13 protein-coding genes, 1 tRNA gene and 1 pseudogene are annotated in these 12,734 nt (G+C 36.2%); 12 read left to right on the forward strand and 3 right to left on the reverse strand.

Features of this window, described 5'->3' with window-relative positions:
* On the forward strand, positions 1 to 210 hold a 210-nt coding region (locus OZD68_RS02205), incomplete at its 5' end, for a hypothetical protein (RefSeq protein ID WP_275008888.1).
* Positions 211 to 308: 98 nt separating this feature from the next.
* On the opposite strand, the gene OZD68_RS02210 is transcribed toward OZD68_RS02205, so the two are convergent.
* Positions 309 to 467 carry a hypothetical protein gene (locus tag OZD68_RS02210; RefSeq protein WP_182309911.1) on the reverse strand — a complete coding sequence of 53 codons (159 nt, stop codon included), beginning with the start codon at positions 465 to 467 and terminating at the stop codon, positions 309 to 311.
* Between the two features lie 127 nt (positions 468 to 594).
* Positions 595 to 3,228 carry an alanine--tRNA ligase gene (gene alaS / locus OZD68_RS02215; RefSeq protein ID WP_182309910.1) on the reverse strand — a complete coding sequence of 878 codons (2,634 nt, stop codon included), beginning with the start codon at positions 3,226 to 3,228 and terminating at the stop codon, positions 595 to 597.
* Between the two features lie 165 nt (positions 3,229 to 3,393).
* On the opposite strand from alaS, the gene OZD68_RS02220 reads away from it, so the two are divergent.
* The 7 genes from OZD68_RS02220 (at position 3,394) to gpmI (ending at position 8,774) form a co-directional block, all read left to right on the forward strand.
* Positions 3,394 to 3,837 (forward strand): PAS domain-containing protein, encoded by a 444-nt coding sequence (locus OZD68_RS02220; protein ID WP_010962890.1) that lies wholly within the window; start codon positions 3,394 to 3,396, stop codon positions 3,835 to 3,837.
* Positions 3,838 to 3,935: 98 nt separating this feature from the next.
* Positions 3,936 to 4,142, forward strand: a complete 207-nt coding sequence (rpmI, locus tag OZD68_RS02225) for a 50S ribosomal protein L35 (RefSeq protein ID WP_182309909.1) — start codon at positions 3,936 to 3,938, stop codon at positions 4,140 to 4,142.
* Positions 4,143 to 4,162: 20 nt separating this feature from the next.
* Positions 4,163 to 4,528 (forward strand): 50S ribosomal protein L20, encoded by a 366-nt coding sequence (gene rplT, locus OZD68_RS02230; RefSeq protein ID WP_064125369.1) that lies wholly within the window; start codon positions 4,163 to 4,165, stop codon positions 4,526 to 4,528.
* 12 nt (positions 4,529 to 4,540) lie between these two features.
* Positions 4,541 to 5,440: a methionyl-tRNA formyltransferase gene (gene fmt, locus OZD68_RS02235; RefSeq protein WP_182309908.1), complete on the forward strand. Its 900-nt coding sequence runs from the start codon at positions 4,541 to 4,543 to the stop codon at positions 5,438 to 5,440.
* A gap of 80 nt (positions 5,441 to 5,520) precedes the next feature.
* Complete coding sequence (purH, locus tag OZD68_RS02240) at positions 5,521 to 7,032, forward strand: bifunctional phosphoribosylaminoimidazolecarboxamide formyltransferase/IMP cyclohydrolase (RefSeq protein WP_182309907.1); 1,512 nt, start codon at positions 5,521 to 5,523, stop codon at positions 7,030 to 7,032.
* 116 nt (positions 7,033 to 7,148) lie between these two features.
* A tRNA-Asn gene (locus tag OZD68_RS02245) sits at positions 7,149 to 7,220 on the forward strand.
* A 33-nt stretch (positions 7,221 to 7,253) separates the two neighbouring features.
* Positions 7,254 to 8,774 carry a 2,3-bisphosphoglycerate-independent phosphoglycerate mutase gene (gene gpmI, locus OZD68_RS02250; RefSeq protein ID WP_182309906.1) on the forward strand — a complete coding sequence of 507 codons (1,521 nt, stop codon included), beginning with the start codon at positions 7,254 to 7,256 and terminating at the stop codon, positions 8,772 to 8,774.
* Positions 8,775 to 8,813: 39 nt separating this feature from the next.
* Here gpmI and fabD read toward each other — a convergent pair whose 3' ends face one another.
* The gene (gene fabD, locus OZD68_RS02255) at positions 8,814 to 9,794 is read right to left on the reverse strand and encodes an ACP S-malonyltransferase (RefSeq protein WP_182309905.1); all 981 of its coding nucleotides are present in this window, start codon (positions 9,792 to 9,794) and stop codon (positions 8,814 to 8,816) included.
* A gap of 128 nt (positions 9,795 to 9,922) precedes the next feature.
* On the opposite strand from fabD, the gene rpmE reads away from it, so the two are divergent.
* The 4 genes and pseudogenes from rpmE to OZD68_RS02275 form a co-directional block, all read left to right on the forward strand.
* Positions 9,923 to 10,126 carry a 50S ribosomal protein L31 gene (rpmE, locus tag OZD68_RS02260; protein WP_007548602.1) on the forward strand — a complete coding sequence of 68 codons (204 nt, stop codon included), beginning with the start codon at positions 9,923 to 9,925 and terminating at the stop codon, positions 10,124 to 10,126.
* 38 nt (positions 10,127 to 10,164) lie between these two features.
* On the forward strand, positions 10,165 to 10,959 hold the full coding sequence (locus OZD68_RS02265) for an NAD kinase (RefSeq protein ID WP_182309904.1): 795 nt from the start codon (positions 10,165 to 10,167) through the stop codon (positions 10,957 to 10,959).
* 83 nt (positions 10,960 to 11,042) lie between these two features.
* Positions 11,043 to 11,966, forward strand: coding sequence for a hypothetical protein (locus OZD68_RS02270; RefSeq protein WP_259366111.1), 924 nt, complete (start codon positions 11,043 to 11,045; stop codon positions 11,964 to 11,966).
* 101 nt (positions 11,967 to 12,067) lie between these two features.
* Positions 12,068 to 12,514 (forward strand): annotated as a pseudogene (locus OZD68_RS02275) (hypothetical protein); the annotation flags it as partial.
* Positions 12,515 to 12,734 lie beyond the last annotated feature (220 nt).

A 12,734-nucleotide genomic window follows, 5' to 3' on the forward strand; every position in this document is an offset into this window, starting at 1 on the left:
GAATCGCGGTATGACGGTTCGCGGCGGCATGACGATAAGGTTTATACCTTGTCATCCCAGTGCTTGACACTGGGATCCAGCTTTCTTTATAAATTCACCAAAAGTGCTTCATTCTATAACGCAAAACCCATACTCACCAAATCCAATGCATTACTTGCAATTAAGTTTCCTGGATCCCAGTGTCTGGGCACTGCGATTACACCATCATAAAGGAATCAGTGTCAGCTACTTTCATGACACCATTCTTTTTCCTGGATCCAAGTAGTCGAGCTACTTGGATGACAGATAGCCTGACAACCGTCATCCCGCTACCTGTTAGCGGGATCTACGATAAGAGATACCGCGAATGAATCGCGGTATGACGGTTTGCAACGGTATGACGGTTCGCGGCGGCATAGTATAGCCTTTCTTATGATAGTCCGAATGCGATAAGATATGTGTTTATGGCTATAGCAGGCCAGTAGCATATTACGGTCTGTTCGGATTATTGTAAAAAGAGCTATAATTCGTCATCCCGCTGCTTGTTAGCGGGATCTCTTGTTAGCGGCTAAGAGATACCGCGAATGAATCGCGGTATGACGGTGTAGACGATGGTTAAGTATCCCGCTGCTTGTTAGCGCCGCGGCGGTATGACGGTTCGTGGTGGTATGACGTAGAGTGCTTAGAAGCTGCTATTTTGCTATAAATGGCTGTAATGGCATCATCTATTTTATTGCTATCACAGCCTGTTTGTGCAAATTCAGCATTCCCACCACAGTTCTTTTCAACTGCTATGGATATTAGTTCTTTTGCGCTAATCTTATTGATTAAGTCTTTACTTACTTTAATAATCAAGACTGTTTTATCTTTTTCTGTTGCCGTGAAAGCTATTATCGTTTTTGGTTTTTGTTGCTGCAAAACAAACTCTCTTATTACATTTGCTGGAATATCAGTGAAAGTGTGGCTTATAAAATTTATTCCATTTATTTCGGTGCTTTTTATATTCTCTGCACTCACAAGCTTCTTATATAGGTTTTTTATTTTGGTTTCGGATTTTTTGTGTTCTTGACTTAAAATACTTAATCTGCTTGTTATTTCACTCACTGGCGCTTTTACGAATTCTGCAACTTTTTTTAAGTTAATTTCATTATCACGTACATAATTGATTGCTTCCTGACCAGTTAAAGCTTCAATTCTCCTCACTCCAAAAGCAACAGAACTCTCTGTTACTATCTTAAATAAACCGATTTCTCCAGTATGTTCAACGTGCGTGCCACCACACAGTTCCCTTGAATCTCCAATCTTCACTACTCTTACTTGATCGCTATATTTTTCGCCGAATAACGCCATAGCTCCTTCTTCTATTGCCTGATTCATGCTTTGAATTTTTGTAGATGCGGAAAGATTTTCTCTGATTAGAGAGTTTACCATATCCTCTACCCAAAACAACTGATCTTGAGTCATTTGAGTGTTATGGCTGAAGTCGAATCTCAGTCTATCTGGTGCAACTAGGGAACCTTTTTGAGTGACATGATCACCTAGAATTTTTCTGAGTGTAAAGTGCAGAAGATGTGTAGCTGAATGATTTCTTCTTAAGGTTTGCCTTCTTTCCTTGTCAATGCTTGCTGCAACTGTGTTACCTTTACAAATTGAACCGAACTTAACTATGCATCTGTGCAAATATAGGTCATTAACCTTATTGGTATTCTCGACTATAATAATACTTCTATCAGATTTGATCAGACTGCCAGTATCTCCCACTTGTCCACCTGACTCGCCATAAAAAGGTGTTTTATCAAGTATAATGGTTATCTTTTCTCCCTCCTTTGCAGAATCAATTACTTCATTTTTAGAGGAAACTATAGCTAGTATTTTCGCATCACTTACTTCATTGAACTCATAACCAACAAATTTTGTTTTGCCAAATTTATTGATCAAATCAAACCATACTTGCTCAACAGATTTTTCACCAGATCCAGCCCATTTAGCACGTGCTCTCTCTTTTTGTTCTCCCATTGCATCATCAAAACCCTTCTGGTCAAAATTTATTTTTTTCTCTTTTAAAATATCAAGTGTAATATCCAAAGGAAATCCGTAGGTGTCATATAGCTTAAACGCTGATTCTCCAGGCAAAGTATCGCCCGATTTTAAATCTGTAGTGAATTTCTCCAGGAGATTGATACCTTTCATCAAAGTGTCTTTAAAGTTTTCTTCCTCTGATTTTAACGTCGTTTCTATTAAGCTTTTAGCTCTGACTAATTCAGCTCCCATATAAGCCGAACTCGTGCTATCTATCAACACTGGAAAAATACGATGGAGTAGGGAATCATTATATCCAAGCAGGTGAATATAACGTGTGGCTCTCCTAATTAATCTGCGTAATACGTAATTCCTGCCCTCATTTCCAGGAAGCACTCCTTCTGCGATGAGAAATGCAGCCGCGCGAAGATGATCTGCTATGATCTTATGCGCTATTTTATTTTCCGTTCTTCCACAGTACTCTTGTGATTTACTTATCAGAGCAGAAAATAGATCAATATCATAGTTATCATGGACGTTTTGCATAACAGCCGCTATTCTTTCAAGGCCCATTCCAGTATCGATGCATTTTTTTGGCAATTTGTGTAAATTACCTTCTTCATCTTTGTTAAACTCCATGAATACCAGATTCCAGATTTCAACAATTCTATCGCCCTCTTGTAAATTAGGACTCCCATGGTCATAAAAAATTTCAGAACATGGACCGCACGGACCAGTGCTTCCCATACTCCAAAAGTTATCATCCGTTGTAATTCTTATGATTTTATCACTTGAAAAGCCACTTATCTTACGCCAAATCTCGTACGCCTCATCATCAGTATGGTAGACGGTTATGGATAGTCTGTTTTTATCAAGAGATAACTCTTTAGTGATAAATTCCCACGCAAATTCTATCGCAGTTTCCTTAAAGTAATCACCGAAGCTAAAATTTCCGAGCATTTCAAAAAATGTGTGATGCCGAGTTGTATAGCCAACATTTTCCAGATCATTGTGTTTACCGCCTGCTCTTAGGCACTTTTGACTTGAGACAGCACGTTTCATTTCAGTTTTTTGAGCACCAGTAAAAATATTTTTAAACTGCACCATACCAGCATTTGTGAACATGAGCGTTGGGTCATGTTCTGGAATCAAAGGAGAAGAAGAAACCTGCTCGTGGTCATTATTTACAAAAAATTTTATAAATCTTTCTCTGATTTCGTTTAGCTTCATCGTTTTTATTGAGGTTATCTATAAATAATAAGTTGTAATGGAAATAAAATCAATACCACTCTCTAGATCTCAGAACTTCTAGTAACATGCACCTTGTGGTAAGAAAAAATCAATATATTCACGATAAATTTACCTCATATCTGTGTTTTATATGTGGAAATTGGAATGGAAATTTATGTAGGCAAAGAAAAAAGAATAGCAAATGTGGTGACTCAACACTGGAATGACATAAAAGGGTCAGACAGAGATTGGCCAGAAAGGCATGAAATAGACACTGCAGAAATAATGGAATCATGGCAGCATTGTTTTGTCATTGAAGTCAAGGATCAAGGTTATATTTGTGAAAATGCAGGAGAAAAGGCTGTTGAATTCTATGGTTTTGAGAAAAAGACGCGCATTGATAATAAGTATGCAATTGATGCACCATTTTTGCGACTATATAAAATAGATGCAGTTATTGATAAACTTGATACTGTAATAGAGAGTAAATGCCCGATCAATGAAGAGGAAGAAAGTGAAAGTGTTAAAATGAGGCAAGTATTGTTGCCACTTGGGAATAAAGAAGGTATAACACACATATTGGGCGTAATTACTTTTAAACTCCTTTAATATACAATTTTAATTTGATTCTTTAATAAAATTATTTATACTAATGCTTAATTACTATTAAAGAACTCAATAGTAGTGCTTGTAAATTTATTTGGAATATGAAGAAAATAAAATTAAAAACCAAATCTTCTGTGAAAAAGCGCTTTCACCTTACAGCTAAGGGTAAAGTTATTTCTACTCAGTCAGGCAAAAGGCATGGCATGGTAAAGAGAAGTAAATCTAATATTCGTAATCAGCGCGGTACAACGATTCTTGGTAAATCTGACTCGCGTATAGTTAAGCTTCATATGCCTTACTGTATTTAACAAAATGGAGGTAAAATAAAATGGCTCGGGTAAAACGTGGAGTCACTACTCACGCTCGTCATAAAAAAATATTGAAACTGGCAAAGGGTTATAGAGGGCGCGCAAAAAGTTGTTATAGAATTGCATTACAAAGAGTTGAAAAAGCACTGCAATATGCTTATAGAGACAGAAGAACCCGTAAACGTGATTTCCGTAGCTTATGGATAATACGTATTAATGCAGCAGCAAGAGAGCATGGGCTTACTTATGGTAGGTTTATGCATGGTCTTACACTTGCCGGCATTGATTTAAATAGAAAAATTCTTGCTGAGATGGCCGTTAATTATAAGGATGATTTTGCCAAATTAGTAGAAGCTGTAAGTGGTAAATTAGCAGAGAATTCTTAAAGCAAAGACACCATGAGAATTATTTTCATGGGGTCACCAGGATTTGCTGTTAATTCTCTGAGCTTGTTACTGAAATCAAAGAGCGAAGTGGTGGCAGTATACACCAAGGCTCCAAAACCTTCGGGGCGTGGACAGAAGCCAACGAAATCTCCAGTACATGTTATCGCTGAAGAAAGTAACATAGAGGTATGTACTCCTATCTCTCTAAAGTTTTCAGCAGAGCAAGAAAAATTTAGAAATTTCAAACCAGACGTTGCAGTTGTAGCCGCGTATGGGTTGATACTTCCAAGAGAAATTTTGAATATTCCAAAATATGGTTGTATTAATATTCATCCTTCATTACTACCAAGGTGGCGTGGTGCAGCCCCGATACAGCACACAATTTTAGCAGGAGATCAAGAAACCGGGGTTAGCATTATGCAATTGGATGAAGGATTAGATTCCGGCCCTATTTTAAAACAGGAAAAATTTCTTATCGAAAAGAACGATAATTACAAGACATTGCATGATAAATTATCTAAGCTAGGCAGTGATTTACTGCTGAAAGTGCTAAACGAAATTGAAAAACAGCTTCCCTTAAAACAGAACGATAACAATGCATGTTACGCTGACAAAGTGGAAGACTATAAAATTTATGCAAGTGATGCCTGTGAAGTTGCTTATAGAAAGGTTAAAGCGTTTTACCCAAAAGCATTCATTAAGATAGAAAGTAAACGTATCAGGATACTTGATGCTGACTTTGAAGCTCTCGCTTCAGAACAAGGTAAGATTGTTAACGATAATATGCACATAAGTTTAAAAGGTGGCACTTTAATTCCTAAAGTTGTACAAATGGAAGGGAGAAATCCTTGCAGTATTGAAGATTTTATTCGTGGCTTGAAATCAAGCATGGTAAAAAAATTTATAGAATAGACTGCTTTAAATTAGTGTAGAAATGTAATAGCTAAATTTCCTTTTCTTAGATATAATATTAAAAAACTTTCCATATAAAAATGAAAATAAAAAGAGCTTTAATATCAGTATACGATAAAACGAATATAATTGATCTTGCATCGTTTTTAACGCAGCAACAAATAGAAATTCTTTCAACGGGCAATACTTATAAAGTGCTATCTAGTGCAGGAATAAAAACACAAGAAGTCTCAGATTACACACAATTTCCAGAGATACTGGGTGGTAGAGTGAAAACTTTACACCCTAAAATTCATGGAGGAATACTTTATGATCGAGAAAAGCATAAAAAGGAAGTGCAAGATCTAGGTATTGAGCCAATAGACCTGCTTATAACTAACCTATACCCATTTTGGGAGACAGTAAGTAGCGGCTCAAATGAAGAGCAAATTATAGAACAAATTGATATCGGCGGAGTGGCGTTAATTAGAGCTGCAGCAAAAAACTTTCGTTTTACTTCAGTTATTTCTAGCATTCAAGACTACGAAGCACTAAAAGCTGAGATGATAAAAAATAACAATGAAACAACATTGGAATATAGAAAACACTTAGCAACCAAAGCATTTGCTCTCACTGCACACTACGATTCTAATATTCACAGTTGGTTTTTATCCCAGAGTAAAAATAATGAGTTACCAGAGTTTTTCGGACTATATGGGCATAAAGCACAAGAATTAAGGTATGGTGAAAACCCTCATCAAAAAGCTGCATTTTATAGCAATCAATTCACCAAATATCCGCTGGAAAAAATACATGGAAAAGAGTTGAGTTATAATAATATAGTAGATATAGAGTCCGCACTTAACATAACTTCTGAATTCGAAGAACCTGCAGCAGTGATAATCAAGCATAATAACCCATGTGGCGCTGCTATTGGTAATAATGCTTTGGAGGCATATGAAAAAGCTCTATCGTGCGATGAAGTAAGCAGTTTTGGTGGTATATTTGCCTTAAACCGGGAGATAGATTTAAAGCTAGCAGAAAAATTAAACGAGATATTTTTGGAAGTAGTGATAGCACCATCGGTAAACAATGAGGCACTAAAAATTTTACAAAGAAAGAAAAATTTAAGAGTGATTATTCATAAATCTTTTCAACAAAATGTGAAATACCAAACTAAAAATGTTGTTGGTGGGTTTTTGGTGCAAGAAAATAATGACCACACAATAAAAGCAGAACAAGTAACAGAATGCACTGCAATAGACAAAGAAAAAAAAGATCTTATTTTTGCCTGGAAAATATGTAAGCATGTGAAATCCAACGCAATAGTTATAGCAAAAGATGGTTGTGCTATTGGCATCGGTGCAGGGCAAACAAGCAGAATAGATAGTGTGAACATTGCAGTGAAAAAAGCAGGTGAAAAATGTAAAGGTGCAGTGCTTGCTTCAGATGCATTTTTTCCATTCCCAGATAGCATAGTAGAAAGCGCAAAACATGGAATTACAGCTATAATTCAGCCCGGTGGCTCGCTGAAAGATCAAGATGTGATAAAAGCTGCAAATGAAAATAAAATTGCTATGTTTTTCACCGGCATTCGTAGCTTTTTTCATTAGGCTTGTATCTCATGTCAATGTACACTTTTTCGCGCATTTAACATTGTTTTGATCATAATTGTATACAAAAACCATTTACAATCAGCGCTCAATATGATAAATTGAAACCAGTTTATTCCTCGGTAGCTCAGTGGTAGAGCAGTTGGCTGTTAACCAATTGGTCGCTGGTTCGAATCCGGCTCGGGGAGCTCTTCTCTGTGAAATTCTAGTATTGATTTTGTATGAACATTGAATCAGTCGTTTTATGTATACTAGATGGCTGGGGAAATGGAGTAGAAAGCAGTAAATACAATGCTATTAGCAACGCAAATCCACCCTGTTGGCAATATATTAGCTCTAATTATCCAAAATGCAGTTTATCCGCCTGTGGAGCTGATGTGGGGTTACCTGGTGGTCAAATAGGTAATTCAGAAGTTGGCCACATGAATATTGGCAGTGGTAGAGTAGTAATGCAAAGCCTTCAGCGCATTAATCAAGAAATTGGAACAATGGAAAACAATGCAAATCTACAAAGTTTTATTAGTAATCTAAAAAGTAAGAACGGAGTATGCCATATAATGGGATTAGTCTCAGATGGCGGTGTTCATTCGCATCAAAAGCATATTTCAACTTTAGCAAATAAAATATCACAGCATGGAATAAAAGTGGTGATACATGCATTTTTAGATGGCAGAGACACATTGCCAAATTCAGGAAAAAAATGCATTCAAGAATTTACAAAGAGTATAAAGGGAAATGACACAAGAATTGCTACTGTTTCTGGGCGTTACTATGCTATGGACCGTGACAACAGGTGGAAGAGAACAATCGAAGCTTATGAGGCTATCGCATTTGCAAAGGCACCTTGTCATGATAATGCAGTATCGTTGATTGAGAATAACTATCAAAATAACATAACTGATGAGTTTATCAGGCCCGCAGTAATAGGTGATTATCAAGGTATAAAACCAGAAGATGGAGTGCTGTTGGCTAACTTTCGTGCTGATCGAATGATACAATTAGCAAGTATTTTGCTTCGCAAAACAGATTACGCTAAGGTAGCAAAATTCTCTTCAATTTTAAGTATGATGAAGTATAAAGAAGATCTCAAAATTCCTTATATTTTTCCTCCTACTTCTTTCGCTGATACTCTAGGACAAACAATAGAAGACAATAAATTACGACAATTACGTATCGCCGAAACCGAGAAATACGCTCATGTGACTTTCTTTTTCAATTGTGGAAAAGAAGAACCTTTCTCTGGTGAAGAAAGAATACTCATTCCCTCACCAAAAGTTCAAACTTACGATTTGCAGCCCGAAATGTCAGCCTTCGAGCTCACAGAAAAGCTTGTAGAAAAAATTCACTCCCAAGAATTCGCACTGATAGTTGTAAATTACGCTAATCCTGATATGGTAGGACATACAGGTAATATAAAAGCAGCCGAGAAAGCTGTGCTAGCTGTAGATGATTGTCTTGCAAAAGTGCTGAGTGCTGTTAAAAAGTCAAGCAACACCGCGTTAATTGTCACTGCAGACCATGGTAATGTGGAATGTATGTTCGATGAAGAAAATAATACACCTCATACAGCACACACTCTAAATAAAGTGCCATTTATTGTGTCTTGCAATAATCTAAAACTAAGAGACGGAAGGTTATCTGACATTGCCCCTACTATTTTACAGCTACTTGGAATTAAAAAACCAAACGAAATGACAGGCAGTTCGTTGATTTCTTGCATTACCCTCTGTCATTCCAGCTAGGCAGCGTTATGCACCGGAATGACATCAAATAGATGTGTTTTAACTTAATCCAACTTTTAAATTTTTCGCTGTTAGTACTAATGATTCATTAAAGAAGCTGTCAATATCACCAATACTATCTATATTTTTTGTACTGATAGATTGGTCAATTCTTTTGACCAAATTAGATAAAACTTTATTAGGGCCAATTTCAACAAATTTGTTAATGCCACGGCTTGACATATACAAAACCATTTCTCTCCATTTCACTCTGCTTACAACTTGCTTGGCGAGTAAAGTTTTTATAACTTTGGGATCACTCTCCTCTTTAGCTGTAACATTTGATATCAAAGGAACTATAGGACGGGTTATTTTAATACCATTCAAAAACTCCAAAACTTTTTCATCAGCAGGTTTCATAAGAGATGAATGAAAAGGCCCACTAACCTGTAATTTAATTAGTTTCCTCACACTCGAGTTTTTGAATAAATCGGGTAACATTTCAAGAGCTTCTCTAGTGCCACTTATAACCACTTGTCCGCCACCGTTATCGTTTGCAATTTCACAAATTCCGTCAATTTGAACTGATTTCAATATATCTTCCACTTCATTTATCTCTGCTCCAAGCAACGCAACCATTCCGCCTTTACATTTCAGTGAAGCTTCATGCATTGCTTCGCTGCGAACTTTCAGCAGCTTGATTGCAGACTCAAGCGTTAACGCTCCTGCAGCACACAGCGCTGTATATTCGCCAACTGAATGCCCACAAACATATTTAACATTGTGATCAGTGAAAAGAGATTTGCCAAACACATGCTCCATAACACGTAGCATTGCAATTGATACTGCCATTATAGCTGGCTGAGCGTTTTCTGTAATGGTTAATTCTTCAATAGGACCGTTGAAGATTAAATGAGACAGCTTTCTATCCAATATGCTATCTACTTCATTAAATACTTGTCTTGCAGCGGAAAACTCACTATATAAGCTCTTTCCCATTCCTACAAACTGAGAGCCCTGACCAGGGAAAGCGAAAATCATGATAATTATTACTTATTCCTTATTAAGCATAAGATTTTATTTATTTTTTGTCAATATTTTAGAATAATGATTGACTTAGTGAATTAAGTTCACTAGAATGTTGACTGACTAAAAGTTTATAAACAACAATGAATTATCATAAAATTATTATAGTTATGACAGACGGTCAAGAGTTTGAAACTCGTTCCACTTATGGAAAGGAGGGAGATAGGGTAAAACTTGATAGAGATCCTCTTACTCACCCTGCATGGACTGGAAGTTTGACAAGCGGGTTAGCAAGTAAAACTAGCAAATTAGCTAAGTTTAACGATAAATATGGAAGCATTTTCTAATTCTCCTCCTCTTTAAGTTTTAGAGAGTTTACTGAAGCATGCATAAATACAAAAATATAGGCTATGTTGCTTCTCCATCAACAAAATCGCAGGAAGTATCTAAACTATTAAAGAAACTTAGTTTTATCAATATAACAGAAGAAAATAAGTCCGAAATCGATCTATTGATAGTTGTTGGCGGTGATGGCTTTATGCTACGCACTTTGCACAATTACGTCATAGAAAATAAAAACATGCATGTGTATGGGATAAACACTGGCAATGTTGGGTTTTTGATGAATAAATGCTTTAGCTGCAGTGAAGATTTAATTGATCATATAGAGCATGCAACTTCAACTCAGTTAACTTTGCTAAAAATGGAAGCAACAGACACAAGTGGCAAGAGATATCATTACATAGCAGTAAACGAAGTATATGTTTTTAGAAAAGCAAACCAAATAGTAGAAATGAATATCACTATTAATGATAAGCTAAAAGTAGAAAAATTTAGAGGGGACGGAGTAATATTATCTACTCCCACAGGTAGCACTGCATATAACTTCTCTGCCGGTGGCGCAATCTTGCCGCTAAATTCAAATTTACTTGCATTAACCTCTATCAATAGCTATTACCCAAGGCATTGGAATGGAGCGTTAATATCAAACGATACAATCGTACAAATTGACATTAACGACACAAAAAACCGTCCAGCACTTGTAGTATCAGATTACAAAGAATTTCATGATATATCACAGATAAAAATACAAAAAGACCATGAGAACACAATCACTTTGCTTTTTGACAAAGATTACCCTCTGAATGAAAGAATCTTTGATAGACAATTTCTATACTAATAATTATCCGTAAATTGGTATTTACTATATCTTAATAACTATAGCGTAATCAATGCAGCATAGTAATTAATTTTGGAGTGAATATGCCTGGACCAGTAAATGAAGAACAAACAGTAACATTAATTTCTTCCACATCAATAAGTGAAGATGGCGAGATAACACCAGGAATTTTACCAATACCAGCACTTAGGACAAGTACTCCGAAAAAAAATGATGAAAATACAGCTTTAGAAGCTTTGTTAGAGGAAGAATTTAAAGAGAAAAAAAACAGCAATGCTAATTCAAGAGATCCGTTAACTCTTGAGACTCAAGTATCACCTCCTTCCCTAGAAGAAACAAAAGGTGAAGAAACTCATGTTGACGTGCCACAAAATTCAACTCTAAGCAGATCACCTTCTCAAGAGACAGTATTTAGTCCACCTTGGAATAGTGAAATATTAGAAGATTTACAAAGAACTAACAGCTCAAGTATACCTCCAACTGGCTCACTACCATCATACACAAGCGCAGCAGATGGCTCTAAAAAGTCTTTGCTTACAAATAGTAAATTTAACATAAATGACGATGCAATTTTAAAAAATAAAAAAACAAACAGATTCTTGCCAAGAGCAAAGTATGCCATGCAGCAGAAGGGTTTTATAATTTTTGGTGCAAGTGCTATTATACTCAGTATATCTGCAGCTTTATTATATTTACAAGATAAAGCAAAATTTATTGCATTTTTTACAAACAGCCCAAAATATATCACTATACCAGTTATCGCACTTGCTGCATTGCTTGCAATTGGTCCAATATTTTTTGCAACAAGGCAATTTATAGATACTGAAGAACATTCCATTCAAAAAAAAGATGCGGATAAAATTTTAGCTGAGGTGTTGGAGCACCAGCCAAAAGATAAAGCTATAAAATCTGTAAGACTGGAATATAGCAATGGCACTCATTCAAATTTTGTACTTAATGCTTGGGAAGCTAAACAAGGCTTCACTAACATTGACGAAAAAGTATAGCTCTTTTTACAATAATCCGAACAGACCGTAATATGCTACTGGCCTGCTATAGCCATAAACACATATCTTATCGCATTCGGACTATTATAAGAAAGGCTATAATTACTAGAACTAATAAAATAAAATCAGTAATTAACTACAGACCAATATTTACTGCATTATTTACTGGTGTAGTTGCTGCAAATATAGCGTTTCCTCTAGGGCTACTTGCAACACATGGTGTTAATGGTGTACAAAAATTTTACCAAAACCCTTTGACTAATAACATAGGATTATCATTACTTATAGGTTCTGGTATACTTGCATTATCAATTATATGTCTTGGCGTGCATTATTATAGAAAAACAAATTGCACTAACCTTATATATTCTGAAGAAGAGATTGATCCTAAAGATGTTAATGGGAAATTCATTGAGGAAATAAAACGAGAAAGAACAAATGTTCTTGGGGAAAATCACAGTAAAGACGCTAAACGCAGCAGCTTAACGCTTGAGCAAGTTGTGGTTCAATCTCATAATTGTAAGGATATTGTTTATAGTGTCGGTTAATAAAATGCATGATATAGCTAGTGCAGCCCTACGTCATACCGCTGCAGACCGTCATACCGAGATTCATTCGCGGTATCTCTAGATCCCGCTAACACGTAGCGGGATGACGATTGTCAGGGTAGCACCTCCCTCCCCTGTCATCCAAGTAGCTGACTGACCTTACCCAGAAAAAGTGGAGAGAAAGTTTGGAATGTTTTTCACAAAGAGAATGATGAATCAA

The organism is Wolbachia endosymbiont of Drosophila bicornuta (assembly GCF_028982105.1).
Lineage (GTDB): Bacteria > Pseudomonadota > Alphaproteobacteria > Rickettsiales > Anaplasmataceae > Wolbachia > Wolbachia pipientis.

What these genes read in the sequence shown, in the direction of transcription:
- OZD68_RS02210 (WP_182309911.1), bottom strand. Translation starts at nt 467, where the DNA reads ATGCTACTGGCCTGCTATAGCCATAAACACATATCTTATCGCATTCGG.
- alaS (WP_182309910.1), bottom strand. Translation starts at nt 3,228, where the DNA reads ATGAAGCTAAACGAAATCAGAGAAAGATTTATAAAATTTTTTGTAAAT.
- OZD68_RS02220 (WP_010962890.1), top strand. Translation starts at nt 3,394, where the DNA reads ATGGAAATTTATGTAGGCAAAGAAAAAAGAATAGCAAATGTGGTGACT.
- rpmI (WP_182309909.1), top strand. Translation starts at nt 3,936, where the DNA reads ATGAAGAAAATAAAATTAAAAACCAAATCTTCTGTGAAAAAGCGCTTT.
- rplT (WP_064125369.1), top strand. Translation starts at nt 4,163, where the DNA reads ATGGCTCGGGTAAAACGTGGAGTCACTACTCACGCTCGTCATAAAAAA.
- fmt (WP_182309908.1), top strand. Translation starts at nt 4,541, where the DNA reads ATGAGAATTATTTTCATGGGGTCACCAGGATTTGCTGTTAATTCTCTG.
- purH (WP_182309907.1), top strand. Translation starts at nt 5,521, where the DNA reads ATGAAAATAAAAAGAGCTTTAATATCAGTATACGATAAAACGAATATA.
- gpmI (WP_182309906.1), top strand. Translation starts at nt 7,254, where the DNA reads ATGAACATTGAATCAGTCGTTTTATGTATACTAGATGGCTGGGGAAAT.
- fabD (WP_182309905.1), bottom strand. Translation starts at nt 9,794, where the DNA reads ATGATTTTCGCTTTCCCTGGTCAGGGCTCTCAGTTTGTAGGAATGGGA.
- rpmE (WP_007548602.1), top strand. Translation starts at nt 9,923, where the DNA reads ATGAATTATCATAAAATTATTATAGTTATGACAGACGGTCAAGAGTTT.
- OZD68_RS02265 (WP_182309904.1), top strand. Translation starts at nt 10,165, where the DNA reads ATGCATAAATACAAAAATATAGGCTATGTTGCTTCTCCATCAACAAAA.
- OZD68_RS02270 (WP_259366111.1), top strand. Translation starts at nt 11,043, where the DNA reads ATGCCTGGACCAGTAAATGAAGAACAAACAGTAACATTAATTTCTTCC.